23 protein-coding genes are annotated in these 26044 nt (G+C 48.5%); 7 read left to right on the forward strand and 16 right to left on the reverse strand.

The features are described 5' to 3' along the window. Window positions 1–74 precede the first annotated feature (74 nt). From J2Z28_RS01065 to spoVAC, 6 genes are all read right to left on the reverse strand, one after another. Window positions 75–2288 carry a DUF4129 domain-containing transglutaminase family protein gene (locus tag J2Z28_RS01065; RefSeq protein ID WP_211080839.1) on the reverse strand — a complete coding sequence of 738 codons (2214 nt, stop codon included), beginning with the start codon at window positions 2286–2288 and terminating at the stop codon, window positions 75–77. Further along, window positions 2285–3469 carry a DUF58 domain-containing protein gene (locus J2Z28_RS01070; RefSeq protein ID WP_223200005.1) on the reverse strand — a complete coding sequence of 395 codons (1185 nt, stop codon included), beginning with the start codon at window positions 3467–3469 and terminating at the stop codon, window positions 2285–2287. Before J2Z28_RS01070 ends, J2Z28_RS01065 begins: the two co-directional genes overlap by 4 nt. Before the next feature lie 66 nt (window positions 3470–3535). Next, window positions 3536–4492 carry an AAA family ATPase gene (locus tag J2Z28_RS01075; protein ID WP_036615157.1) on the reverse strand — a complete coding sequence of 319 codons (957 nt, stop codon included), beginning with the start codon at window positions 4490–4492 and terminating at the stop codon, window positions 3536–3538. A 208-nt stretch (window positions 4493–4700) separates the two neighbouring features. After that, window positions 4701–5051 (reverse strand): stage V sporulation protein AE, encoded by a 351-nt coding sequence (spoVAE, locus tag J2Z28_RS01080; protein ID WP_036615159.1) that lies wholly within the window; start codon window positions 5049–5051, stop codon window positions 4701–4703. 5 nt (window positions 5052–5056) lie between these two features. Next, window positions 5057–6073, reverse strand: a complete 1017-nt coding sequence (gene spoVAD, locus J2Z28_RS01085) for a stage V sporulation protein AD (protein ID WP_211080840.1) — start codon at window positions 6071–6073, stop codon at window positions 5057–5059. Beyond that, a complete protein-coding gene (gene spoVAC / locus J2Z28_RS01090; protein ID WP_036615164.1) occupies window positions 6070–6573 on the reverse strand; it encodes a stage V sporulation protein AC in 504 nt (167 codons plus the stop codon). The genes spoVAD and spoVAC overlap by 4 nt, the downstream gene beginning before the upstream one ends. 648 nt (window positions 6574–7221) lie before the next feature. Here spoVAC and J2Z28_RS01095 point away from each other — a divergent pair. Both J2Z28_RS01095 and J2Z28_RS01100 read left to right on the forward strand, forming a co-directional pair. After that, window positions 7222–8295 carry a M42 family metallopeptidase gene (locus J2Z28_RS01095; protein WP_211080841.1) on the forward strand — a complete coding sequence of 358 codons (1074 nt, stop codon included), beginning with the start codon at window positions 7222–7224 and terminating at the stop codon, window positions 8293–8295. Between the two features lie 181 nt (window positions 8296–8476). Continuing rightward, a complete protein-coding gene (locus J2Z28_RS01100) occupies window positions 8477–8800 on the forward strand; it encodes a hypothetical protein (RefSeq protein WP_211080842.1) in 324 nt (107 codons plus the stop codon). Window positions 8801–9033: 233 nt separating this feature from the next. Here J2Z28_RS01100 and J2Z28_RS01105 read toward each other — a convergent pair whose 3' ends face one another. The 7 genes from J2Z28_RS01105 to mdcA form a co-directional block, all read right to left on the reverse strand. Further along, complete coding sequence (locus J2Z28_RS01105; protein WP_211080843.1) at window positions 9034–9741, reverse strand: metal-dependent hydrolase; 708 nt, start codon at window positions 9739–9741, stop codon at window positions 9034–9036. A gap of 162 nt (window positions 9742–9903) precedes the next feature. Next, window positions 9904–10836: an ACP S-malonyltransferase gene (locus tag J2Z28_RS01110; RefSeq protein WP_211080844.1), complete on the reverse strand. Its 933-nt coding sequence runs from the start codon at window positions 10834–10836 to the stop codon at window positions 9904–9906. Window positions 10837–10851: 15 nt separating this feature from the next. Then, the gene (locus J2Z28_RS01115; protein WP_211080845.1) at window positions 10852–11523 is read right to left on the reverse strand and encodes a malonate decarboxylase holo-ACP synthase; all 672 of its coding nucleotides are present in this window, start codon (window positions 11521–11523) and stop codon (window positions 10852–10854) included. Continuing rightward, a complete protein-coding gene (locus J2Z28_RS01120) occupies window positions 11511–13235 on the reverse strand; it encodes a biotin-independent malonate decarboxylase subunit beta (RefSeq protein WP_244988028.1) in 1725 nt (574 codons plus the stop codon). Before J2Z28_RS01120 ends, J2Z28_RS01115 begins: the two co-directional genes overlap by 13 nt. Continuing rightward, a complete protein-coding gene (locus J2Z28_RS01125) occupies window positions 13225–13524 on the reverse strand; it encodes a malonate decarboxylase subunit delta (RefSeq protein WP_211080846.1) in 300 nt (99 codons plus the stop codon). Before J2Z28_RS01125 ends, J2Z28_RS01120 begins: the two co-directional genes overlap by 11 nt. Window positions 13525–13552: 28 nt before the next feature. Continuing rightward, window positions 13553–14449 (reverse strand): triphosphoribosyl-dephospho-CoA synthase, encoded by an 897-nt coding sequence (locus J2Z28_RS01130; RefSeq protein ID WP_211080847.1) that lies wholly within the window; start codon window positions 14447–14449, stop codon window positions 13553–13555. A 47-nt stretch (window positions 14450–14496) separates the two neighbouring features. Continuing rightward, window positions 14497–16164 (reverse strand): malonate decarboxylase subunit alpha, encoded by a 1668-nt coding sequence (mdcA, locus tag J2Z28_RS01135; protein WP_211080848.1) that lies wholly within the window; start codon window positions 16162–16164, stop codon window positions 14497–14499. 191 nt (window positions 16165–16355) lie between these two features. On the opposite strand from mdcA, the gene J2Z28_RS01140 reads away from it, so the two are divergent. Then, window positions 16356–17255, forward strand: a complete 900-nt coding sequence (locus tag J2Z28_RS01140; protein WP_211080849.1) for a LysR family transcriptional regulator — start codon at window positions 16356–16358, stop codon at window positions 17253–17255. On the opposite strand, the gene J2Z28_RS01145 is transcribed toward J2Z28_RS01140, so the two are convergent. After that, window positions 17227–18330: an acyltransferase family protein gene (locus J2Z28_RS01145; RefSeq protein ID WP_211080850.1), complete on the reverse strand. Its 1104-nt coding sequence runs from the start codon at window positions 18328–18330 to the stop codon at window positions 17227–17229. The two genes, J2Z28_RS01140 and J2Z28_RS01145, sit on opposite strands and share 29 nt — an antisense overlap. Before the next feature lie 386 nt (window positions 18331–18716). On the opposite strand from J2Z28_RS01145, the gene nirB reads away from it, so the two are divergent. From nirB to J2Z28_RS01165, 4 genes are all read left to right on the forward strand, one after another. Beyond that, the gene (gene nirB, locus J2Z28_RS01150; RefSeq protein ID WP_211080851.1) at window positions 18717–21164 is read left to right on the forward strand and encodes a nitrite reductase large subunit NirB; all 2448 of its coding nucleotides are present in this window, start codon (window positions 18717–18719) and stop codon (window positions 21162–21164) included. Between the two features lie 37 nt (window positions 21165–21201). Then, window positions 21202–21528 (forward strand): nitrite reductase small subunit NirD, encoded by a 327-nt coding sequence (nirD, locus tag J2Z28_RS01155; protein WP_211080852.1) that lies wholly within the window; start codon window positions 21202–21204, stop codon window positions 21526–21528. 49 nt (window positions 21529–21577) lie between these two features. After that, the gene (locus J2Z28_RS01160; protein WP_076318837.1) at window positions 21578–22360 is read left to right on the forward strand and encodes a formate/nitrite transporter family protein; all 783 of its coding nucleotides are present in this window, start codon (window positions 21578–21580) and stop codon (window positions 22358–22360) included. Between the two features lie 284 nt (window positions 22361–22644). After that, window positions 22645–23274 (forward strand): YfbR-like 5'-deoxynucleotidase, encoded by a 630-nt coding sequence (locus J2Z28_RS01165; RefSeq protein WP_074095934.1) that lies wholly within the window; start codon window positions 22645–22647, stop codon window positions 23272–23274. Here the strand turns inward: J2Z28_RS01165 and J2Z28_RS01170 are convergent, their stop codons facing one another. Both J2Z28_RS01170 and J2Z28_RS01175 read right to left on the reverse strand, forming a co-directional pair. Further along, a complete protein-coding gene (locus J2Z28_RS01170; RefSeq protein WP_211080853.1) occupies window positions 23275–24084 on the reverse strand; it encodes a response regulator transcription factor in 810 nt (269 codons plus the stop codon). Between the two features lie 4 nt (window positions 24085–24088). Then, window positions 24089–25966, reverse strand: coding sequence for a cache domain-containing sensor histidine kinase (locus J2Z28_RS01175; protein WP_211080854.1), 1878 nt, complete (start codon window positions 25964–25966; stop codon window positions 24089–24091). Between the last annotated feature and the right edge of the window lie 78 nt (window positions 25967–26044).

The raw sequence follows: 26044 nt of genomic DNA on the forward strand, positions 1-26044 counted from the left end.
CAAATCCGTCTTTCCTGAAAATGCATACAACGCCTGATGGCATCGAAAAAAAGGAAAAACGGGACGGGCAACAACTATGCCCGTTCCGCTTTCAGTTCCTTCCGCAGCTTCAAGGCGGTCTGATAGACGCCCTTCCAGTCGTCGGCAGTTACGGACGCCGGACTGTAACGAGTCTGTTCAAACTTCGTGAGAAGCTCATGCAATGTAGCTTCTGCAGCCGGTTTGGCTTGGCTCCAGCGAGTTACCGATTCACGAAGTGTCTCGTCTCCGCTCCGGGTCAACCCTTTGCGTTTCACATACTGAATCCAACGCTCGGTCTCTGCCACTACCTTCTGTTCAGGGGTGAGCGGTCCACCTGTCCGTAGACGAAGCAGGAAGAATCGCATGGAGAAACGATTACGCCAGAACATGTATGCTACCCACAATACGATGATGGCTCCTGCAGCCCAGATAACAAAAGTCGGGATGGCAGACGATGTCTGCTCAGGTGCAGGGGTCTGCTCTTCCTCTTGTACCGGCTCCTCTTCTGGCTCTTCTTCAGGCTCATCTACAGGCTGTACATTCGGCTGTTCCGTCAGCAGCGGCATATCAAAGCCTGGCGTTGCTTCAACAGGAATCCATCCATACTCACCAAAATAAACCTCTGCCCAGGAGTGTGCATCTGCATTGGTAACGGTGTAGGTCGTCTCAATCTCCGCGCCAGGTTGACGTGGAGCCTGCATGTCCGAATTCAGGGACAGTTGTCCAGGCGCATAACCTTTAACCCACCTTGCAGGAATGCCCTCCGAGCGCGCCATCATCACCAGCGCAGTGGAGAAGTAGTCACAGTAGCCTTCCATAATATCGAACAGGAAACCTTCCACAAAGTCGCTGCTTACTTTTCGAGATAAATCCGGATTGTTTGTGTATTCAAAATTAGTTTGTAAATAGTTTTGCAGTAATGCCACTTTTTCATACGGAGTATTCGCAGATGCCGTTATCTCGGCTGCCAGATCCGAAACCCGGTCAGGGAAACGGGATGGTAACTGCAAGTACATATCATCTGCAGAATTACTGTTATACAGATCTTCAAATGACTTCGTACGAAGCTCATCTTCCACAATCACAGGGGCTTCCGATACGATAGTATATGTCTTGGGATACTGTGGTTGCTGACGGTCTGTCACCACATGCAGTTCAGCCTGTTCGGCATTCCACAACATCCGTTCCGTTCTGTCCTGACCATTAATAGAGCTCACTTCCGAGATCGAATAAGCACCAAAGAGAATCGGATAGACATTATCATTCAGCATCGTTACGTTCTGAGTTACTTGTTTGGTATTCACATTACCGGATTCTTCGTTCTCCAGAGGCTGTCCAGCTTGAACATTCTCTGTCGTACCCCGTCCACGGTCATCCCAACCTGTGCCTGTATACTCTGCACGTGTCTCACCGCGCCAGTAACTGCGCTCATTGGTCGTGACAGACATGACAGGGGTATAGTCGAAGTTGAATCCTCCACCAAGCTGATTGTCTTCCCTGCTGTATCCCGATTCGGTAGCCGCGGGAATATCAAGGTTTCCGTTACCAGCCTGACTTGTGGAAGTTCCGGTATAGTTACGCCACGCCGTATATGGGTCCGTCAAGGTGGGTGGAATCTCCGGCATATTAACGCTGGCTACAATAATCAAAGAAAAGATAATGGCAATATTGGCCAGGACTTTATAAGGATACCGGATGATTCGTTTCCAACCTTGTGGATACTGTAGCTGATAGTTACGGAAATGCTGACATACGAGCCATCCCATCCCCGCAAACATCACCCACGCGATTTCAATCCAGAGTGGAATCTGAGTGAAAGAATCGAGAATCCCCATCGAAATGATGTTAACACCCAGAAAAACAAGAATGCGACGTGTTGTGGTCACGAGTCGAAGCGCAGCTTCAAGCATCACCCATGCACACAGGGAGAACCAGATGTACGGCGTCATGTGTAATATGAATTGTTCCGCTCGGTCCGTTAAAGAGCCATAAGGGATGTACACCGTATAATCAATTAGCGTTTTATGCAAAATGTAACCAACAACGACCGCCTTGATGATCGCCCGATAGATCGTTTTGAAGGGCAGAATGACCTCCAGCACACTGACCGCTGCAAGTGTCCATAACACCAGAGAAGTGGTCTCCGTGTACCACGATTCCTGCGTAAATGAAATCCACTGCATTCCAATCAGGAAAATCCAGAGCAATGACGCTGCATGATACCAGGATCGTTTGCCTGTAATACTCTCATTTCCTTTTGTACTCATACAGAACCTCCCCCCATCACCGTTGGAAGCTCCTGCAAGTGAGAAACAGTGAATGACCTCGTGCCTCTTCCACGCAACATGGCATTCCACTCGGCACTCCGGCGGGATTCACTGGTATCGATCAGAATATGACATGGCGTCATGCCCCGCGTATCGGCCCAGCGCAACAGTTCCATTATTTTTTCATCCTTCTGGGGAGAAATCACGACAAAGTAAGCTCCCTGAGGCAGTTGACGTGCGATTCTTTCCACGCCGGGCAACAGATGGGTATCCTGACCGTTATATTGAATATCCACCAGATGATGCATCATCTTCTGTCGTTCCATCAGACTTTCACTGGGGGCCATGAAGGATGTCTGGTCTGACAATGTCAATAACCCCATCCCCATTCGTTCCCTGACACCATACTCCAGCAGAGAGGCAGCCGTGGAAACGGCAATTTCAAATGCATCCCCATGTTCATAACTTGATGCCAGCGCATCCAAAACCAGAACGGTTTTGGGCACAGACTCATGTTCAAACTCCTTGGACTTCCAGTTCCCTGTCTTTGCCGTTGCATTCCAGTGAATGCGGGAAAGTCGATCTCCGTATACGTAGTCACGTACACCATTGATCTGAGTGGTCTCTCTCCGTGAGCGGGTTAACGCCGTCTGAGGACCGGATAACCGTGATTTGCGGTCGTAAAGCTGCCAATATGGAATAAATACCGTTCTTGGCAGTACGCGAAACTCACCTTTGGCCTTAAACTTTCCTCGATGTTCAATCAGTCCAAATATGTCCTCGCTGGCACATTCCGTTTCTGAAAAAACATACTTCCCCCGCTCAAGTGGCGGTGTCTGAAAAGACAACTCGCCATTACCTCGCATATTGGGAATCAAACTTTCCTTGAACGACCACGATTCTCCGTTATGCCGATGCAGCATTTCACGCACAACAACATAAGGAAGCGGGAGGAATCCCGGAATCGTCAGACTCAGCTGTACTTGAACCTGGTCACCCGCATGCAGCAATTCTTCGTGGTCTGGACCAGAAGATAACCTACGAACTCCTTGAGCACGTCTTACCCCGCTAAATCCAGCAATGGCAAGATACACACAGAGCAGGGTCACCATCGACAGCAACATAAGGGATGTCTTCCCGCCCTGAAACAAAACATAAGCCAAACAGCACATCCACACCATTGCGATGCTCCATACGCGTGGGTGGCGTAACCCTCTATTAACTGTTCTCAAAAGCGGCTTCATGAACTATTGCCCCATGGAGACGGGCACGCGTACTTGCTGGAGTACGGCATTCAAAACAGCCTCGGAACTCATACTGTCCAGTCTCGATTCGGGACGAAGCACAATACGATGAGAGATCACATAAGGGGCCATCGTTTTCACATCATCCGGAAGCACATAATCACGTTCCTGCAAGAAAGCAAAGGCTTTTACGGCCATCATGAACGATATGGCTGCCCGTGGGCTGGCACCCAGCAATACAGATGGGTGGGAGCGGGTTTGACGAACAACATCCAGCAAATAGTCCATAACCGGATCACCGATAAAGACCTCTTTAATCTCCTGCTGAATTGCCGAGATCTGGTCCATATGAGTCACGGATTCAAGGCGATCAACAGGCTGACCGAGCTGATGCTGTTTCAATAGGATTTTCTCAATTTCTTTATCGGGATAACCTAGACTTATTTTCAACATAAACCGGTCGAGTTGTGCTTCCGGCAAAGTATACGTACCTTCAAAATCAATCGGATTCTGAGTTGCACAGAGCATGAATGGATGTGGCAGGTCATACGTATCGCCATCAACGGTTACGCTGCGCTCCTCCATAACTTCGAGCAGAGCCGATTGGGTTTTTGTTGTGGCCCGGTTAATCTCATCAGCTAGCAAAATGTTGGTCATCACAGGACCTGGCCGGAAATAAAAACGTTCATCCTTCGGATGGAACACAGATACGCCCGTAATATCACTAGGTAAAATATCAGGGTTACATTGAATACGCCGGTACTCACCACGCATAGATTTCGATAATGCCTTGATTAATTGCGTTTTGCCAGTTCCCGGTACGTCTTCAATCAGAACGTGCCCGCCTGCAAGCAAAGCTGTAAGTAAAAGTTGAATTTCAAAGGATTTCCCCATAATACAGGATTCCAGATTAGAACGAACTGCGGATATGATTTGGATCGACTCTTTGCGCACAGGCATGTGGTCTAACCTCCTAAAAAAGCATACAGATTTCCTTTTATTGTACATGATCCAGAGTCACGAGTACACTCGAAGGAACTCACAATTTGTTTCCAGCCCGTCAGATTCACCGCAGTTCTCGCATGAATACGACAAAAAAGGCCCGGATAAAAGTTATCCGAAGCCTCTGCTGAATCGTAATATGTTCAAGGAGATTTCTCATTCTATGTTAGCCTTTTGGTCTAACCACCAATGCCGCGAGAAAAGAAAAGATGATCGCTGACGAAATCCCCGCCGCAGTCAGATCGAAAATACCTGTAATCACACCCAGCCATCCCTCTTTTTCCAGCTCCGTCAATGCCCCGTGCACCAAGGAATTACCGAAACTTGTGATGGGGATGGTAGCACCCGCACCTGCAAATTTAACCAAGGGGTCATACACGCCAAATGCATCCGCAAGCGCACCTGTCACAACAAGTGTACTCATGGTATGAGCTGGCGTCAGTTTAACCCCATCCATTAGAAGCTGTCCGATAACACAGATTAAACCACCAACAATAAATGCCCACAAGAACTGCATTACCTTTATCCCTCCTTTTCTATGGCTACGGCATGTGCAATACAAGGAATACTTTCACCCTGCTGGTACGAAATCGGAGATAACAGCGCCCCGGTAGCAACAACGAGAACCCGTTTAAGATCACCCTTCTGCATCCGGTTCAAAATGTGACCATAGGTGACGGTGGCAGAACATCCGCAGCCACTTCCCCCGGCAACCACATAAGGCTGTTTCTCCCGATCATAGATCATCAGGCCGCAGTCATTAAAAACTGTCTGTTCCATGGGAATGCCTTCTTTTTGCAAAAGCTCTTTCGTAATAGGCAGACCGACGGAAGCCAAATCCCCAGTCACAATGAGATCATAATAGCCGGGTTCCAATCCCGTATCCCTGAAATGAGAGATTATAGTGTCAGCTGCTGCTGGCGCCATGGCTGAACCCATATTAAAGGGATCTTTGATGCCCAAGTCCATAATGCGTCCAATGGTGGCTTTGGTAACAACGGGACCATCACCAGTACGGGAGACCACACCACACCCTGCTCCTGTGACGGTATATTGCGCATAAGGCGGCTTTTGGGAGCCATACTCCGTCGGATAACGAAATTGTTTTTCCACCGTACAGTTGTGGCTCACCGTTCCTGCAAGGGCATAATCTCCAGCTCCGGAGTCAACAATCATGGAGGCCAGAGCTAATGTTTCCATGGATGTGGAGCAAGCACCAAAGACACCCAGATAAGGTACACCCAGTTTTCGTGCTGAAAAGGAACTGCTGATAATCTGATTCATCAGATCTCCACCAACAAAAAAGTGGAGCTCTTCCTTGGTGATATTTGCATTAACCAAAGCCAGTTGGGAGGCCTGTTCGAGCAGTTTGCGTTCTCCCTTTTCCCACGTCTTCTCGCCGATCTCGAGGTTGTCATAGACATAATCGAAATCAGATGACAGTGGACCCTCGCCTTCTTCTGGTCCTACAACTGTAGCTTTACCGATAATTCGCGGACGATTTTCAAACTGCCACGTTTGACGACCCAATCGCTTCATAGGTGCCCACCTCCAAATCCCAAAAAGGCATAAACGATCCCTACGACAAATGCTGCCACAACACCAAACACAATAACGGAACCAGCAAGTTTAAACATGTTGGCCCCTACACCGAGCACCAGTCCTTCAGCCCGATGTTCCAGTGCAGCAGAACACATGGAATTGGCAAAGCCGGTAACCGGTACAGCAGTTCCCGCTCCTGCCCATTGAGCCATTTTATCGTAAACGCCGAGACACGTTAGAATAACCGATATGAGAATCATGACCGCTACCGTAGGACTGGAAGCTTCCTTCGATGTCATGTCGAAACCGGCCATAAAAGCCTCTTGAATGGCCTGTCCAATTAAACAGACGGTACCCCCAACCAGAAATGCTTTGAGGCAATTTTTCAGGATTGGACGAGGCGGCTCATGTTTTTTTGCGACTTTTTTGTACTCCTTTTCATCCATGGACAGGGACGATGATTTTTTTTCGCTTCCGGATGCAGATTGAGCTGGCAAGATACAAGACCTCCTCTATGTGAAAATGGTTCAAAGCTACGGCTGAATGCCAATGTGTGTAATCCTATATTCATTGTTTGTTAATAATCGGAAGGTTATGTATCCGGCGACAGACAGCATATGTTTCCAACAAGATTATGTTGTGAAAACAAGATGGGAATACGCCGGATCTGAGGACTTTTAGATACGTCTATAAATAAAGAAGAACAATCACGAGCAAGATAAAAAGAACGATAAACAGTACTTTTTCCGTGCCCTCTTCTGGAGGCTTCATTGTATATTTAGCTCCTTCCTTTAAACAGACAAACAAATATTGAAATGAAGAACTTCAAAAAATGATGACATCTCCTCCATATATTCATATTCATTGAAGTGGCATCAGGACTGCGACTACAGCGGATAGAATCATGAAACTTGGACACGGTAAGCGCCCAAAATATGCCTTAAATACGTGACATAAACATGGACAATCACTTGCGCAAGGTTCATACTGTAATGTGACCAGTGGTTAAATAACAAGTCCTCAGCATATTAAAGTGCATGTTCAAAAAGATAAAAGACTTTTTGAACTACATCTTAAAAGGACAACAGGCGGGTAGCCGTTCTACTGTGACCTGAAATACATACCAACAGAGGAGTTGTTGACACATGAATGAAAAAACGATGGATATGTTCCGTACGTTGACGGAATTCCCTTCCGCATCCGGTTTTGAACGTGAGCTTCGCGGCTGGATGAAAGATAAGCTTTCTGCTTATACCGATGAGTTCGTCCAGGATCGCCTGGGGAGTCTATTTGGTGTATTACGCGGGGAGGAATCCAGTCCTAAAGTTATGGTAGCCGGACACTTTGACGAAGTTGGTTTCATGACTACAGGCATTACGGAAACGGGTATGGTCAAATTCCGTCCACTGGGTGGATGGTGGAGTCAGGCTGTACTGTCTCAGCGATTGGAAATCATCACACCGGATCGTCGCATTACCGGAGTTGTAGGTTCTACACCTACACACTTGCTGGACGAGTCCCAGCGGAACAAACCTGTTGATCTGAATTCCATGTATCTCGATATTGGGGCAGACAACCGTGCGGAAGCAGAATCTTGGGGCATCCACCCAGGTATGCAGATCGTACCGATCTGTGAATTCACGCCGATGACGAACCCGAAAAAAATCATGGCCAAAGCATGGGATAATCGTTACGGCGTAGGACTTGCACTTGAACTGGTTGAAGCGTTGCACAAGGAAAAACTGCCTAACACGCTTTACGCTGGTGCAACGGTTCAGGAAGAACTGGGGCTTCGCGGTGCACGTACGGCGGCCAATCTGATTCAGCCTGATATCTTCTTTGCACTTGACTGTAGCGCGGCGAATGATATGACAGGTGACAAACAGTCATTTGGACATATCGGAGAAGGCGCATTGCTTCGTATTTTTGACCCGGGTATGTTCACCCATCGCGGAATGGTGGAATATGTTCAAGATACGGCCTCATCCAATCAGATCAAAATGCAGTATTTCATCTCACCAGGTGGTACCGATGCAGGTCAAGTTCACTTAAGTGGCATTGGTGTACCATCAACAGTTATTGGTATCTGCGCACGTTATATCCACACGTCTTCTTCCATCATTCATACGGATGACTACGATGCGGCCAAAGAACTGATTGTGAAACTGGTCAAAGGTCTGGATCGGACAACAATGAATACCATTATTAATAACGCGTAGTTCGGTTAAAAGAAAAGTCCTTAAATATGATGTACCTGAACGAGATGTCCCGTCAGACCGGGATGTCTCTTTTTTTGGTTTAATCAACTAGTTTAATAGGTTGAACATTATGGAGAATGCCACATAAGATATACGATAATGGAAGATCAATAACCAAACACCAACCAGTGGGGGACCTGTTATGGCAGTGGGAAGGAACGGAAAATCAAATAAAGGTTCTAACAAAAAACCAAACGCTGCTAACACCCTCCTTAATGGAAGCCTCAAAGGGAAAAATCTCGAACTGATTGTAGCAGCGCTATTGGTGAGCGGAAAGTTGAGAGTGGATGCAGTCACGTTGTTTCGTGAGGCTACATTGGTTGTAGAATTAGTTGGTCAATATAAAACACTTCAAAAGGTCACACCCTCCAATTCAGACAAACTGGTACAATTCCTGGATGAAACTGGCGGCGATATGACGCTTAATGGTGTTATACAGGCATTTCAACAGAGAATTAATTCTTAAACGCCAAGAAATGAGGTTGAAGTGATGTCTGACTTTGACGGAAATGGGTTCGCTGAGCTACTGATCATTGTCATTCTTGTTGTTTTATTTGTATTTGGTTCTTCCGATATTGACGACCTTACTGATTCACCATCTTAATCCTGAATTGGCTAGGTTATTACGATCCATTCATTATGAAATGCATACCTATAAACGCCAGCCTACAATATGCAGGCTGGCGTTTATAGGTATGGCTATAGAAATAGCGGCGAGAATGCAATCCAGGCCAAAATAAGGGTAAGCACAATGCAGACATTCTCTACAACGGCCCCACGCTTGGTCCCTGTACTCATCAGATTCACCCGTATGCGCCACTTGAGCGGAGGTAACGGACGAATACCCCGATTGGTTAGTGAATCGGCCAACAGATGCATCGCATATGCCGTGCCTCCCGCTACCCAGATCTCCGGTCCCTGCTGCTGGGTCGTGCTGTAGAGTAAACCAGCCCATACCGCAGTTCCATATAAGGTATGTGTTAATCCCCTATGAGTTAGCGTGGTGCACAGCATAAGCAGGCTGCCTGCAATCAGATTCCACGGGGCAAATGCGTGACCATAGAAGACTAGCCCCAGTCCAATCGCAAACATCAACACTTTGCGAAGCGAACGCGAAGGCAGGAATGACACGAGCGCAATGAGGATCGCAAGCAACAGGTTCCATGGTTTGGCATGAACATAGAAGTACACAAATACAGCTGTGGGCAACAGAATCGTCTGTAACAACCTGATCAAACTGTTAGGCAAGGCTCTGGATACCAGCAGCGAATTCGGCTCATCGATGTCAGGCAATAACGAACCAATCAGAGCAACCGTAACTGCCGGCGCAGTCACCGGCATACCGGCCAACTGCAGAACAGAAAGCGACACGCCTGTCCCGATAATAAGGTGGGATCTTCCCATCATGATGCAAAAACGTCCTTTCGAAGAAATCGGGAACAATACGGCCCAGTTCCGATTTTACAACGAAAACAAAATAAGAACAATAGTTCGCATTTCTTATTTTATTGACGGTCGATTTTTCAACAACACGATGCGGAAATCGCTATCCTTTCATACCCTATGGCTTCACACGCCATCGCTGTATCTTTCAGACAACACAACGGCAGATTCAAGACTGGTCATTTGTAATGCAGCAGTACGTGCCTCAGCAAAAGCCTCTCTCGACAAATCTGACAAAACCTGTCCCGGGGGCATCTCCAGAAAAAGCCTTCCTCCCAATTCATAGATCAGCGTGGACACCTCATCCCAGCGGACGGGATGCGCAATGTTGGTGGCAAGATCCTGTCCGATGTCATTGGCCGTCCGCAGTACACGTCCTCTGACATTGCCCGCGTAAGGAATAAGAGGTTCTTTCATTTGAATATGACCGATGGCTTCCTTTAACTTCAAAGAAACGGGGTCCAGCAGCTTGCAGTGGGAAGGCACGTTCATGTTCAGCCGTATGGCTTTGCGGGCTCCATTCTTAAGACATGTAGCGAGCACCTTGTCGATGGCCTCCAGTTTGCCTGCGATCGAAATCTGGGTAGGTGCATTCAGATTTGAGATGTACACCGGATTCTCTTCAGTATGAATCTGATTCACTACAACCTCTACCTCACGCCGAAGAAGTCCTGTCACAACGCCCATGCCATAACCTTCCGGGTAAGCTGTCATCATGCCTTCACCTCGTAACCGGACCAGCGGCAACGTGTCCTTGAGCGTTATTGCGCCCGATATAACCGCTGCTGCAAAAGCTCCTGCGGAATGCCCCGCCACATAGGCTGGCTTCACACCTTCCTTCTGAAGGGCCCGAGCCACAGCAACGCCGCTGATGCACAATGCCAGTTGTACGTGGTCGGTTGTCTGCAGTGATGCCTGAGTATCAAGTGCCAGCACGTCCATGTTCAGAATCTCACTGGCCTCATGCAGTGTCGCCTGAATTGCCGGATGAGAGGGTAATTCATGGAGCATGCCTGGACGCTGGGCTCCCTGACCAGGGAATAAGAAGACTAGACTCATTCTATTTCTCCTCCCTTATTTCGAAATCTCCCATGGATCATTCGTAAGTATAGGACCTGAGCATGTTTTTAACATCACCTTCGAGCCCCCTCTGGCCCACTCCGCCAGCGAGAACGATCCTGCCGCAGTTTCTGCCTGTACATCCAGCCGAACTCCGCTCCATTTACCGGAGATGCTCAAATGTGTAGTTAGCTTTTCCAGCAGTTCTGTTGCCAGCTCAGGTGAAAGTCGTTCGGGTAAACGAAGAATCAGATCCAAATCGCTTTCCGGACGTGTGACCTCTTGCCCTGTAGCCAGCTCAAATCCAACACTGCCTCCCGGACCCCAGATCCGTTCCGTCCTGCTCCAGAATTCAGCAACCTGCTGCAGCATAGCGATCGCAGGGATATGCCAACGTTCCTCCGGGAGGTTATACCATGCTTGATCTGCCACCAACTGCTCTGGGCTTACCCTAGCAATTACATCGTCTGCGGAGACGGAGGCGGCCCAGCGTAAATGCCGCTCTGACCCTCGGACGCCAACTGGAATGTTCTCCGCGGTTTGCTCTGCCCTGCGAACAACAACCCAAGGATTCTTGCTCATTGTGGTGATGACCCACGCTGGAACCGGCTGTTCTCCCCTCAGCACAGCATTCCCGTGAATCTTTAACAGGTCATGCACTTGAAAAGGTCTGGCTATTGGTCCCACTGTTCCTTCAGCAGCTTGCGCACATGAACAGAAGCTGCACGACCAGACTGAGCCGCCTCGGAGGTCAGACGGGAACGGAGGTCCACCGGGGACTGACGTATTTCCTGTATGGTATCCGTAAGAATATGCTGAACCTTCTCTACATCAGACGGATCGGGTGAGGATGCGTTAATCCCATCAACCAGTTGGTGGAGGGCACCCAATTTGGCAAAAGACTGCACATCATATGCGGCCCCTGGCACTTTGGTCGCTGCTTCATTAAGCTCTTCAATACTGCGACGAGTGATGCGCGCGGCAGATTGTTTGGACATGACCTGAACCGTAACCTCTGGATCATTAAAGGCGATAAGGCGATTGGACTGCATCCCGTGTGCCAGGAAAGCACCGGAGATCGCGTTGCCCACGATCAGGGCGATCACCGGATGGCCTGCTAATCGAGCAGATGCATATGCATCTGCTGCCGCTGCGCAAGCCAGATGTATTCCTAGCAGTTCCTCACGATAACCATAGGCCTGACTTGGTACATCAACGATTGCTACAATTGTACGGCGCTGACCATCTTGATCTGCTTCCATGGCTTCACGCACATAAGCTGCAATACTCCAGCCCTCGTCCAGTCCCACTTCGCCGTTGCGGGCACGAACAAATCTGGCATTGGGATCAGGAACAACCGAGATGAATCTGACGTTTTCCTCCCCGATTCGACCATCTGCACACAGAACAGAAGGTGCTTGCCCTTGTCTGATATCCCCATGATCCGCCAGCAAGTGGAACCACATTTCTCCCCGTGTTCCTGACGAATTGGAACTGGAGGCCCATCCTTGACGAAGTTGCTCCAGCTTCTCTGCGCCCGTTTCGTCCTTGCGATTCTTCCATAATTCGCGCACATCTTCCGGCTTGAGATTCTCTGCACTGCCAATCTCGGCAAGCAGATGCTGATAGAGCTTCACTTGTGCGCTCCGGTTTATTTTTTTGACACCTTGCTGGAATGAATCCCGAATGGCTTGTTTAATCTGGCCAATATCATCTTCAACCAACTGATCTGCAAATCCGGCTTCGACACGCTGTTTGCCACCCACCATGGACCAGATCTTTTGTTTGTCACCCGAATCAAGTTCGGCGATCCCTGCCTCCTGTTCAATAACCTCGGACCCGTTCAACTGCATTCGGCCCTGACGTGTCATGATCAGATGACTGGACAAACCTGCTGCACAGATCGACATCCCGCCGTAACAGCCAATCATCCCTGAGATCACACTGACAACAGGTGTATGAGGACGTAAAGCTACAATTGCTGCACCTATCTCGGCAATAGCCAGCAGACCGTAATTACCCTCTTGCAGACGTACCCCGCCAGTTTCAAGCAATAACACCGGACGTGTCGGTACACCCTGTTCATGGTTCTGCAACGCCAGCTCCAAAGCCCCGGCGATTTTGGCACCACATACCTCGCCGATGCCGCCCCCCTGGAATGCCCCCTCTAGCGCAATAACAACAGCAGGTTGTCCATCAATGGTTCCCCGGGCGGTGACCACACCGTCATCACTTTGCGGGACGATGCCCTGAAGCGGAAGATGGGGGGATTCCACACGCTGAAACGGATCAATCAATTCGCGGAATGTACCTTCGTCCAATACCGACTTGGCACGATCACGCGCACGCAGCTCAATGAAGCTCTCTTTTACCGCCATCCATTCTGCCTTATTGTTCATGGGTCAGCACCTCCATCGCTTGGGCCAAACGCAGATTCACAACACCTGGCGTTGCGCCAAAATCATTGATTTGGATCGATACCGCCACGTCGTGCTTTTGAAAAAACCGGTCCAATCCTGCCCGCCATATATCGCCAAATCCTTTGGCCGTTGTTCGGATCTCGACATGTGCCTGCCCGTCCGCAGACGGTTCCATCAACAGCTCCAGATCTCCTGAACCAGCCACCCCGACATGGGCTTTACCTTCCAGCTTACGTGATGTTTTATAATTAAAAGTCATGGTTTCCATGGTGTCCTGCACCTCCAAATTGTTTCTGTTATAACTGACTCGTTGCGAGCGGACATGCACCAAGCTCGGTTGACGCACTCTGATCTATGCGGTCGAGAAATAAGACCGCAGCCAGCAAGTCCGCGCTTCCGCCAGGGGAAGCGCCGATGCCGACAAGGCGGCTGCCAAGTTGCTCCAGGGCAGCCATGCCTTCCGCGGTGCCGCTGCCACCCCGCGACAGCACAGTGGCGGCACCGCTTCTTGCGGCGGCGAGGGCATCGTGCCCGCCGCGGTGCAGCAGGCAAGTATCTTCGAGACTTGCCATGATGGCCAGGAGCGCATCCAGACGCGCCTGCGTTTCTGTGCGCCCTGCACTCCGGGCTGCGCGTAGCGCTGGCAGCCCAATGTCCACGACGTGCGGGAAGCCTGCTTCGGCTTCTTCCCGCGCGCCGCGTGCGCCGTAGCGGCGCTGCACACGCTGCCCGTTCGACGCCCGCTGCTGCGGCGCATGCCGGTCGGGCAGCCGGGCAAGCGCCCCGGCGACGGCTGCAATCTCAGCCGCGCCATGGCCGGGCCCACTCACCGCGGCAGCGCCGGTGAGCAACCCAAGTGCCCACACAGCTCCGCGATGTGTGTTGGTCCCGCCTGTGGCTGCGAGCATACTGGCTTCACCGTCACGCCCAATCGCAGCCAGGCGTTCACGCAGCGATTGATCCGCAGCCTGTGCCCATCCTGCCTCACCCATCGCTGTAAAGGCAGGCCGCAGCGCCCGTGCCGAGCGGCGCATCAGCTCCACGTTCAGATCTGTATGCGCGCCATTGTCACGCAGATCAACAAGACCCGGCTTTGGCGTCAACTCCGCCTCATCAATCAACGCCTGCACGGCCAGTTCACCAAGCAGCACGCCGCATCTCTGTGCTGCCGAACTGGCCAAAGCCAGCTTCATCGGCTTCAAGTCCTGCCACATAGAGCCAGGTGTATTCCTCTTAGAACTTACCAACTGCGGAACTTGGAAGGTGGATTGTACAGTCCACTGGACCATTCCACCAGCTCCTCGACACTTTTAGCTGCCAGAAGCGACCGTCTGGCATCCGTGCGGCGAATGTCCAACTGTTCCGGGAACGCAATCAGTCCGTCACTGATCAGACGTTCATTCAAGCTTGCATCATGAGCCTGTCCGAGCGGAGTAACACCGGCAACCGCCGCGAGCGCGAGTTTGCGTTCTTCGATGTTCTGTGCTTTGTACAGATAGGCAATCCCCTCTTCCGTCACCACATGTGTCACATCCTCACCATAGATCATGACAGGAGCAATGGGCAGATGAGCTTCCTGACCGACATGGATGGCATCCAGGGAATCTACAAAGGTTGGCCTCTCTCCGTTCTGGAATGTTTCCACCATCTGTACGACCAATTTTTTACCCCGAACCAGCGGCCCATCTCCATTCATCATGTTCAGCCAGGCTTCGGTATCATGTCTGCGTCCATGTGGATCATGTCCCATATTGGGCGCGCCGCCGAATCCGCTGAGACGACCGGAGGTCACCGTTGATGAGTTGCCTTCTGGATCGATTTGTAATGTGGAACCAATAAACATATCCACTGCATACTGACCTGCCACTTGACAGAGCGCACGGTTAGAACGCATGGAGCCATCAGGTCCTGTGAAAAATACGTCCGGACGAGCCGCAGTGTACTTCTCCATCCCTACCTCGCCGCCAAAAGAATGGATACTTTCAATCCAGCCACTCTCAATTGCCGGAATTAATGTGGGATGGGGATTCAACGCCCAGTGTTTGCATATTTTTCCACGCAATCCAAGTGACTCCCCGTAAGTCGGAAGCAATAATTCAATTGCCGCCGTATTAAACCCAATGCCGTGATTCAGCGATTGAACGTTATGTTTGGCATATATACCTTTGATCGCCATCATGCCCATGAGAATATGAGTCTCTTTGATTTGACGCGGGTCCCGTGTAAACAGAGCTTCCAACTGATACGGCCGATCCGATTCAACAACCAGATCCACCCATGCGCCAGGAATATCTATGCGTGGAACCTCATCCACCAGTTCATTCACTTGTACAATAACGATTCCGTTACGGAAGGCTGCTGCTTCGATAATGGTTGGTGTTTCCTCCGTATTGGCTCCGGTGTACAGGTTCCCCTGACGGTCTGCTTTATCCGCCGCCACCAGCACAACATTTGGAATCAAATCAATGAATAATCGACCATACAACTCCAGATAAGTATGAATCGAGCCAATCTCGATACTGTTATCCTCAATCATCTGCGACATCCGAAGACTTTGTGAACCCGAATAGGAAAAATCAAGCTTCGAAGCGATCTTTTTTTCAAAGATGTCCAGATGATCCGGACGTGAAATACTCGACATAATCATGTGTAATTGATTGACCTTCTCCGGATCGACCTGAACCAGTGCAGCAGACAAAAAACTGGCCTGTTTCTGATTATTTCCTTCCAGTACAACACGATCGCCCGGTCGGATGAGCAACTCAAGTGCATTTACAATTTGCTCTGTCGGCAGTACCTTTCCCTTGAGTAAAGACTCTACCTTTTGCATTCTGCTATGTTTCTCATCTCTTCTGGTCGTCCAGCTTGATGGGCCCAAGGGCTGTTGCTGCTGTTTGGTCGTACTCATCTCTGACCAGCCTCCCTTAACTATGATTTAATGTTCATCTGCCATTTGGTTTCATTATCATGTTCTCTAATTCAATCTGAAATTCGTTCATTCACATGCGTTACAGGTTTTATTTTACTCCTCACATTAATAATGTATAATATATAATTATACATATATACATAACCAAATGGATATGGATGGTGATTGGCATGGATTTACTGCAACTTCGTTATTTCTGCAAAATCGCAAGGCTGGAGCACATCACACGAGCGGCAGAAGAACTGCATGTCTCTCAGCCCGCCTTGAGCAAAACGTTGAAACTGCTTGAACAGGAATTGGGAACCGAATTATTTGATCGAACAGGAAAGTTCATCCGGCTGAACAACTATGGTCGTGTATTTCTGAAATATGCCGAGCAATCTCTTGAAGCACTCGAAAATGGAAAACGGGAACTTGCGGATATGTCATCTGGTCAGGCAGGCGATATCCGTCTTGCATTCCCTGTAGGCTCTCACGTGGTGCCCGCCCTGTTATCCCGATTCAGACAACAATACCCGGATATCACATTTACGTTAATCCAGCATTTTGGTCCTTCTGATCCTCCCCGATTTGATCTCTGCATCTCTTCGCTGCCCTTGCAGATTCCACGAGTGGAGAGCTTGCCTCTTCTTACAGAGGAACTGTTCCTGGCTGTACCCGCTGACCACAAACTGGCTGGGAGAACATCCATCCGATTGGAAGATGCATCCGAGGAACACTTTGTCACGCTACGTACAGGAAACGACCTTCGTGAACGAACCGACAGCCTTTGCCGAATTGCCGGGTTCAATCCAAAGCGTATTTTCGAAAGTGATGATCCGGCAACCGTTCGCGGACTCATTCGCGCTGGCCTTGGTATTGCACTCGTTCCTGCGGTGTCCTGGGATGGATCTGTGGGTGAACATGTACGATTGATTCGGATTGAACAGCCTGTATGCGAACGAACGATTGGGATTTCCTGGTTGGAAGATCATTACCTGTCCAAAGCTTGTCTGATTTTTCGCGAGTTTACGGTCGCTTATTTCCATGAGCTGGCGCTGGCTAATGCCCCTGGTGATTCCTCGGTCTGAGAAGTCGCATCACTGCCTTGCACAATTTTTCAATGTAATACACCATCGTGAATGCTAGAATCGCAGTACAGATCAGCAAAAACACGATGCTGATGGCGAGCGGCATCTCCTTCACATAACTGCCCATCATCCAGATCGTCAGATTCAGTGCAAAATAACTGGCGAGATATGCCCGAAAGGCGTATTTGGCAATCCAGCGAAAAGCAGGCAGAAATCGGACATTCATACGAATCAGTCCCGTTGCACCAGCGTACAGGAGCAAGATGAGCGCCATGTTAAACAGCACCATCGACGGTTTCAGATACGAAGACTTCAACAAATTCATATCCTCAAATCCATAAGCAAATAGTTCCCGGTTCACCCAAATAAACAACAGCACACCGATGGGCAGCAGCGCCCACTTCATTTTGTCCAACCAGACAAGGCAAGCTTCCTTATATATGGATGTACCCATTCCCAGCAATGCAAATAGTCCATACATGGCAAAGATTCGATCCGTGTACACCAGATCGGGATGCAGAAGATCCAGCAGAACATATCGGTCATAGAGCAAAATCAGAATGGCATACACGATGATGGATACCACCCATGCCACAGCTGCTTTTTTTCGATTCCGAATCATGAGCAGAGCCAGTGCAGTCACCAGCGGAATGAGCAAATGATATTGGAACATCATGACCGTATACCACAAATGCGGGGCGGCCGTTCCCAGCAGAAAGGCTTGTACAACATCCCCCACCTGCTCATATCCGCCTGCATTAACCGTTAATATATATACGGTAGTCCAGAAGAGATAAGGCCCGATGATCTCTTTAGCTTTATGCCATACATAGTGTCCATACTTTACGTCTCGCAGCTGTGCCACATCATACAAAATGGCAAAAATAAAGGCAGGTGCCGAGAACTTCGCCAGATTGTACAACATGCCAATCTCTATTCTGTGAGATACATCGGGAAACTGCTTTAAGAGAACCGACAGGATCAGCTGCATCATCACAGCAGTTACTGCAACCGCTTTAATAATCTCCGGCTGGGTTGCAGCCGGTGAGGTATCGTCCATTCTTTTTACACCCATAGGTGATCTCCTTTCAGCCATGTCAACACAATGAGAATTTACGTCCCCATCTTCACTTCTGAAACTTCATTAAGCCCTAGTAGTGTGTTTCGTATTAGCAAAAAAAATACCAAATTTTGAAAAGATCATATCGACGCGTCGTTATGCCTCGTAGTATATGCCTTGATTAATCAGCCTGTATAATATCCATTTGGATATGTATATATGTCGCTCTGGAAATATATATAAAAATCTGTGACCGGGATCACACCAACGAATAGTTGACTCTTCTATCTTTATTAGTGAATTAAATCACATAAACTGTCGTCAACTACTTGTATAATTTCAAATATAAACCACTAAAATTTTGAGTAATGTACAGCGTCTATTCAAGGAGGCATACACACATGAACGGAAAAAAAGAGAACCTCATTATCATTGGTAACGGAATGGCAGGAATCAGTACCGTTGAGCAAATTTTAAAATTAACTACGCGATTTGATATTACCGTTTTTGGCACAGAGCCCTATCCTAACTACAACCGCATTATGTTGTCTTATGTACTGGAAGGAAGCAAAACACTGGACGATATCGTGCTGAACGACCTTCACTGGTATGAAGATTACGGCATTACGCTGCACACAGGCACAACGGTTACACGAATCGATGCCGAGACACACGAAGTTGTGACTGAAGATGGAACTCGCGTTCCTTATGACAAAATTATCATTGCGACTGGCTCCAACTCCTTCATTCTCCCCGTCCCGGGACATGACAAAGAGGGTGTTGTCGGTTTCCGCGATATCGCCGATTGCAATGTCATGTTGGATGCTGCCAAACAGTATAAAAGAGCAGCCGTTATCGGGGGCGGACTGCTAGGCCTTGAAGCTGCCAAAGGATTGGTACAACTTGGCATGGAAGTTACTGTAGTGCATCTGATGGAAGATCTGATGGAGCGTCAGCTTGATCCACAAGCTTCAGCCATGTTGAAGGCAGAACTCGAACGTCAGGGTATCCGGTTCAAGATGGGTGCGCAGACTTCCGAACTGCTGGGCGGCGAACGCGTTGAAGGGATACGTTTTGCAGATGATACGGTTCTGAATGTTGATTTTGTGGTCATGGCTGTAGGCATTAAACCCAATACGGCTGTAGCCCGCGAAAGCGGTATGGAAGTGAACCGGGGTATTGTCGTGAATGACTATATGCAGACTTCACTTGAGAATGTGTACTCGGTCGGGGAATGTACAGAGCACCGCGGGGTATGTTACGGCCTCGTTGCCCCATTGTTTGAACAAGGTATGATTCTGGCGAAACATATCTGCGGTGTCGAAACGGCTCCGTATGAAGGTTCTGTAGTATCCACGAAATTGAAAATTTCAGGTGTAGATGTCTTTTCAACTGGTGAATTCATCGACAGCCCAGAGCACACCGTCATTTCGCACAAAGATGACTGGAAACGGACCTACAAAAAAATTCTGCTTCGTGATAATAAAATGGTCGGCGCTGTTCTCTTCGGTGACATTACGGATTCTGCCGAATTGCAGAAACTGATTAAAAATCAAACCGAAATGACCGAGGAATTGTACGGTTCACTCATGGGTACAGGCTGCGGCGGTCATAAGAAAGCAACCTCTGTTGAAACGATGCCCGAGGACGAAATCGTCTGTGGATGTAACGGGGTAACCAAAGGAGCCATTGTTGATGTAATTACAAACCAGGGCCTTACCACTGTTGATGAAATCAAAGCCTGTACCGGTGCAACACGCTCTTGCGGTGGGTGTAAACCGGTTGTGGAACAGATTCTGCAATATGTACTTGGAGACAGTTTCAGTACTGGAACCAAACAGGGCATCTGCGGATGTACTTCCATGGGTCGAGATGAAATCGTAGCCGAGATTCGCGAAAAAGGATTACAAACGACCAAAGAGGTCATGAATGTACTGGGTTGGAGTCAGCCAGAAGGTTGTTCCAAATGTCGTCCGGCGATCAACTATTACCTTGGCATGATTGCACCAGACACACACGAAGATGAGAAAGAATCCCGTTTTGTTAACGAACGTATGAACGCGAATATTCAAAAAGACGGAACGTATACGGTTGTACCTCGGATGTATGGCGGTGTAACTACACCGGCAGACCTCAAACGCATCGCTGACGTTTCGGTCAAATATGATGTGAAAGCAGTCAAAGTGACTGGCGGTCAGCGTCTCGACTTGATTGGTGTCAAAAAAGAAGATCTGACTAAAGTCTGGGCAGAACTGGATATGCCTTCAGGTTATGCATACGCCAAATCGTTGCGTACGGTCAAAACATGTGTCGGCTCCCAATTCTGCCGATTCGGTACACAGGATTCCATGGCCATGGGCGCTCGCATCGAACGTAAATTCGAACGTCTGGATCTGCCAGCCAAGTTTAAATATGCCGTCAACGGCTGTCCACGAAACTGTGCAGAGGCATGTACCAAAGATATCGGTATCGTTGGTAACGACGGAGGCTGGGAAATCTTCATAGGTGGTAACGGCGGTATTAAAGCTAGACTGGCTGATTCCTTATGCAAAGTGAAAACAGATGAAGAGTTGATTGAACTGTGCGGAGCCATCATGCAATATTACCGCGAGACAGGGAACTATCTGGAACGGACTTCCGAGTGGGTGGAACGCATGGGTCTGGAGCATATTCGTTCGGTTGTCGTGGATAACCTGGAGGAACGTAAAGCGTTGATGCAGCGGATTGAATTTGCACTTGAGCATGTTGAAGAACCTTGGCAAAAAGCGATTCGCAATGAGGAAGGCCAAAGCAAAATGTTCCATGGAATCGAAGTATCGGCTCGTCCATATGCAAGCTTGCAGGATTAATACTGGAGAATGTTAAATAGATAAGGAGTGGTTTAAGATGACGACAAAACAATCAGGCATCTACTTCCCCGCCGGAGTAGTTGAAGAATTCCTGCCACGAATCGGAAGAGTAGTTGAGATTAATGATCATCAGCTTGCTGTCTTTCGTGCATCGGATGGTACCATCTTCGCTGCGGATAATCACACCCCCCACCCTAAGGGTGGGCCGCTGGCTGAAGGCATCGTGTCCGGGCATTATCTGTACGATCCGCTGTATGATTGGAAAATCGACCTGACTACCGGTCTTGTGCAAGCACCGGACAACGGTCAAGTACAGATGTATCCGGTGAAGGTAGAGAACGGCCAGGTCTGGATTGAAATATAGCTCCATTGAAACGTTCAAAGATTGATGCAAAATAATGGGGGAAACCGTGATGTATACACCAAGTGTTGAGGGAATTATTGAAGCTGCGGTTAAAAAACGGGATCAAATGAACGCAAGCCTGTCACGATATATGGTTGCTGCCTTGATGGCTGGTGCCTATGTAGGGCTTGGCATCGTTCTGATCTTCAGTATTGGTGCTCCGCTCCTTGCGGCACAGTCACCACTGCAAACCATGTTGATGGGCATGTCCTTCGGACTCGCTCTCACGCTGGTCATCTTTGCCGGATCAGAACTGTTTACAGGTAACAATATGTTCTTTACCATGAGTACACTGGCAGGCCGAACCACAGTGAACGAAACGCTGAAGAACTGGGGGCTCGTCTTTGTTGGTAACCTGCTCGGCGCAATTCTATTAAGTCTACTTATAGTCGGTAGCGGCCTGTTCAAAACGGCTACGCCGGAACATCTGTTATTCGTTGTCTCTGCCAAAAAGATGGCGGCGCCTGTGTCTGAGTTGTTCTTCCGAGGCATTCTCTGTAACTGGCTCGTCTGTCTGGCGATCTGGATGGCAGCTCGCTCTAAAGAAGATATCGCCAAACTTGTTCTTATCTGGTGGTGTCTGTACGCATTTATCGCAAGTGGTTATGAGCACAGTGTTGCCAATATGACTTTACTGTCTCTATCCTGGCTGCTGCCAAACCACCCGGATACAATCACGATGGCAGGCTGGTTCCATAACATGATTCCGGTAACGCTTGGTAATATTATCGGCGGTGCCCTCTTTGTTGGAATGGCGTATTGGTATACTTCTCCGGTACGTAAAAAAGCATAATTCTTGATTCAACTGCACTTATGTAGCGCTAGAGCACAACATCTACACACTGAAGCCACGATGGATGCCGAACTCACGTTCAGTCACACATCGTGGCTTTTTATTGTTTGTCGATAAGTTGCTACTCTCTTGTACGTTTCCCTTTCATCCTCTCGTCCTTCTATAGAGAATTAAAACTTCATTTTACCTTCGTCGCTATCCGCGTTAATCCACAGTTGACATAACTGGCGTATAGTCGATGGATACTCACATTTATACTCAACCAGCAAAGGATGAACGCTTATATGGGAATTCACACGTACTTCAGGTCACTAAACGATCTTGAACGTATTATTCGTACACCTGGCAAATTCAAATTCGAAGAACACAGCGTATCCGCCCATTCCTGGAAAGTCGTACAGTACGCCAAAACGCTCGCAGATATTGAGGAGCAACATGGAACCACCATCGATTGGAAGAAGTTATACGAAATTACGAGCAGTCATGATTATGGCGAAATCTTCATCGGTGATATCAAAACACCCGTCAAACATTATTCACTGGAGCTGCGTTCGATGCTACAAAAGGTGGAAGAAGGCATGGTTGAACATTTTATTAATGAAAATATTCCTGAAGAGTTCCAGCCTATTTTCCGCAGACAGCTGCGTGAGGGCAAAGACCAATCGGTTGAAGGACTGATTCTCGAAGTCGCAGACAAGATGGATCAGGTATATGAAGCCTTTGCTGAGCTCCAACGTGGCAATACGGAGAAAGAATTTATCGTTATGTACCGTTATGCGTTGGTCAAAATCAAAAATATCGACCTCCACTGTGTGCAGTATTTCCTGGAACAGATTCTCCCCGACATGATCGAAGAAGGTATCCGCTCCCCGTTTGATATTCGCAAAATAACCGAAGAAGCTCTGGCCCAGTAATCAGCTCAAGTCAACATGGTTCTCATCATCCATGGACAGGGCTTTTTTTCGTTCCTGCAATTGCAGTCGGTACTCGCTAGGGTACATGCCCGTTTTGTTTTTGAAGATCCGGCTGAAATAGTGGGAATCACTATACCCTACCGCTCCACCAATGGTCTTGATATCCATATTCTCGTGCGTGACGAGCATGCGTTTTGCTTCATTAATCCGCAGACCTGTCATATATTTTAGCGGAGTCTCACCCGTTACTTTCTTAAAACACTTCCCCAGATAGTCCACACTAAAATGCATCTGTCCCGCCATGTCCTGGAGTGTAATCTCATGCATGTAATTCTGCTTCAAATACAACTTAACGGCCTCTGCGATATCCTCCGGCTTCACCTGCTCATCCAGCACGGCACTGACATGGGCAAGCGAATCCACTGCACTCCCAAGCTTCAATTCCATTGCATCCAGCAATGTACGAAGCTGTTCTTCCGATAATGGTTTGAGCAGATAATCCTCCACCTTGTAACTGATCGCCTGCCGTGCATATTCGAATTCATGATAACCACTCAGAATGACAATTTTCACATGCGGATAGGCAAAGTACAGATGTTTGGCGAGTTCCAATCCATTCATTACCGGCATCTGTATATCAGTTACAACCAGATCAGGTACGGAATGTTCGATCAGCTGTAACGCTTCCTGACCGTTCCTCGCCTCACCGATCACCTCGAACCGGGTGCCCAGTTCCCTGAATTTGCGTGAGACATTACGGCGAATCAGGGCTTCATCTTCCACAATAATCGTTCTATATTTGATTGTCATGGGTTCAGTCATGCTCCTTTCGAATGGAACCACCTATGGTAATCTGGACACCGCCGGAAGGCTTGTTCGTAATCTGCATGTGGGCTGCCGTGCCATACCATAATTTCAATCGGACCCATATATTCTTGAGTCCCATGCCGTTGATTTCGAGGTCAGGCATACGCTCCCACTCCTGTGACTGTTCGATGTAATGCATGATCTTGGCAAGTGCCTCGGGTTCCATGCCAGGTCCGTTGTCTTCCACGTGGATCTGCCAGGTCTGCTGTACCGCATCCATATCTCCAGTAATATTCAGTTTCCATGGAGGGGTATCACCCAGTCCATATTTCATGGCATTTTCGAGTAGTGGTTGTACCATCAGCATCGGAACCTGGATATACTTCATCTCTTCCGGAATATGAAACTCGTAGTGCAGATCATCCTCAAACCTAATCTTCATACACTCCAGATACCGCTCACAATAATCCAGTTCTTGAGACAGGGGAACCCCATTCTTTCCCGGAGTAGAGATATAACGGAGCATGGACGCAATATGACCACAGAACGCGACAATCTGCTCATTCATGCCTTCTTCCGCCATGATGCTAATATTTGTGATGTTGTTATAGAGAAAATGCGGGTTCATCTGGGATTGCAGCGCCAGTAACCTCGCTTCTGTCTCCTGAGATTTCATCGCCAGCCTGTCCTGAAAAGATTGCACAAGCTGTTGATTCAGCCGGATAAACGTATCATTCAGCTCATCCATCTCCCGGATAGAACCGGGATGCTCCAGCTTGAACAAATGCGCCGAATCCTGACCTGATATCAGATCGTTCTCACCCGTCTTCTGGATAATGCGCTGCAAGCGATGTAGCGGCAATGTAACCCGTTTGGAGATCAGATACGAGAGAACCAGAATCAGCATGAGAGTAGCTAACGTGGCACCGATAAACATCACAGCCATCCGGTTGAGACTCGCGAAAAGGGACTGTTTGGACTGCATGACAATAACGGTCCATCCCGTCTCCTGTGACGTCATGTACGTCATCATTTGTTTAGACTGACTCAAAGGATCGGTAATCTCCTGCATCGTATCAGGCGGAAATGAAAGATTTTGAATCAAGTCCACATCATCAAAATGGCCTACTTGAGAAGCATCGGCATCCGAAGAAAGTGGAAACAACCTTGTATTTTGTTCATCCACTACATAGATCCGAAGATCGTCGTTATTTGTCTGCAATTCATTCAAATGCTGAAACAGGGTTCCGGCATCCTGCAAAATCTCAACGACGCCCTGGCTGACATAGTTGCCATCTTTGTATACACGGGTAAGCGAAATGTAAGGTTGATCCGATTTCCCCTCGCCGGTCGGCATGGGCAAAGCTCCGCCCTCTAACAATTGGATCACTCGCCAGCCACTCCGCTCCCAGGTTTCCTTGTACCACGGTCGCTGAGTCAGGTCTACCGACAGTTGACCGTTGAATGCACCCGCTCCCAACATCTTGCCATTCACATCATAGATATTGGCCTGTTTGGCTGTATTGGAGCTGCTGATGATCGCGAGAATGACGTCAATTAGTGTGGTTGTATCCTTATACAATGCCGGATCACTTGTCATTGTCTGCTCACTGTCTTCCGCTGGTGCCAAGTAGTGACTGAAGTGTTCTTTGACCAGATTGGAGTACACGATATTCATGGAAAAGTTGTTCATTTTCACCACTTCCTGATCCAGGTTACCGACGATTGATACCCCCAGTTGTCTCTGCTGTTCTTCACTTCGCTGACGAATGTCACTTGCGAGAAAAACATACAGAAGCCCCGCCACAATCAGCGAAAAGATAATAAATACCGCAGAGTAATAGGCAAACAGACTTTGCTGAAGCGTTCCAAATCGATATCGCAATCCTCACACACCTCGTCCTATGATGATATCTGTCACACCATTCGAAAATGTCCACCCAACAGAACGCTTTTGTCTATT

The sequence above is a fragment of the Paenibacillus xylanexedens genome, from assembly GCF_017874615.1.
GTDB lineage: Bacteria > Bacillota > Bacilli > Paenibacillales > Paenibacillaceae > Paenibacillus > Paenibacillus xylanexedens.

Coding starts and splice junctions, on each gene's coding strand:
- J2Z28_RS01170 (WP_211080853.1), bottom strand. CDS start 24,084: ATGACAATCAAATATAGAACGATTATTGTGGAAGATGAAGCCCTGATT.
- spoVAE (WP_036615159.1), bottom strand. CDS start 5,051: ATGCAGTTCTTGTGGGCATTTATTGTTGGTGGTTTAATCTGTGTTATC.
- J2Z28_RS01070 (WP_223200005.1), bottom strand. CDS start 3,469: ATGGTGTGGATGTGCTGTTTGGCTTATGTTTTGTTTCAGGGCGGGAAG.
- J2Z28_RS01110 (WP_211080844.1), bottom strand. CDS start 10,836: ATGAGTCTAGTCTTCTTATTCCCTGGTCAGGGAGCCCAGCGTCCAGGC.
- J2Z28_RS01095 (WP_211080841.1), top strand. CDS start 7,222: ATGAATGAAAAAACGATGGATATGTTCCGTACGTTGACGGAATTCCCT.
- J2Z28_RS01145 (WP_211080850.1), bottom strand. CDS start 18,330: ATGGGTGTAAAAAGAATGGACGATACCTCACCGGCTGCAACCCAGCCG.
- nirD (WP_211080852.1), top strand. CDS start 21,202: ATGACGACAAAACAATCAGGCATCTACTTCCCCGCCGGAGTAGTTGAA.
- J2Z28_RS01165 (WP_074095934.1), top strand. CDS start 22,645: ATGGGAATTCACACGTACTTCAGGTCACTAAACGATCTTGAACGTATT.
- J2Z28_RS01140 (WP_211080849.1), top strand. CDS start 16,356: ATGGATTTACTGCAACTTCGTTATTTCTGCAAAATCGCAAGGCTGGAG.
- J2Z28_RS01105 (WP_211080843.1), bottom strand. CDS start 9,741: ATGATGGGAAGATCCCACCTTATTATCGGGACAGGCGTGTCGCTTTCT.
- J2Z28_RS01125 (WP_211080846.1), bottom strand. CDS start 13,524: ATGGAAACCATGACTTTTAATTATAAAACATCACGTAAGCTGGAAGGT.
- J2Z28_RS01130 (WP_211080847.1), bottom strand. CDS start 14,449: ATGAAGCTGGCTTTGGCCAGTTCGGCAGCACAGAGATGCGGCGTGCTG.
- J2Z28_RS01065 (WP_211080839.1), bottom strand. CDS start 2,288: ATGAGTACAAAAGGAAATGAGAGTATTACAGGCAAACGATCCTGGTAT.
- J2Z28_RS01120 (WP_244988028.1), bottom strand. CDS start 13,235: ATGAACAATAAGGCAGAATGGATGGCGGTAAAAGAGAGCTTCATTGAG.
- J2Z28_RS01160 (WP_076318837.1), top strand. CDS start 21,578: ATGTATACACCAAGTGTTGAGGGAATTATTGAAGCTGCGGTTAAAAAA.
- spoVAD (WP_211080840.1), bottom strand. CDS start 6,073: ATGAAGCGATTGGGTCGTCAAACGTGGCAGTTTGAAAATCGTCCGCGA.
- J2Z28_RS01075 (WP_036615157.1), bottom strand. CDS start 4,492: ATGCCTGTGCGCAAAGAGTCGATCCAAATCATATCCGCAGTTCGTTCT.
- J2Z28_RS01100 (WP_211080842.1), top strand. CDS start 8,477: ATGGCAGTGGGAAGGAACGGAAAATCAAATAAAGGTTCTAACAAAAAA.
- nirB (WP_211080851.1), top strand. CDS start 18,717: ATGAACGGAAAAAAAGAGAACCTCATTATCATTGGTAACGGAATGGCA.
- mdcA (WP_211080848.1), bottom strand. CDS start 16,164: ATGAGTACGACCAAACAGCAGCAACAGCCCTTGGGCCCATCAAGCTGG.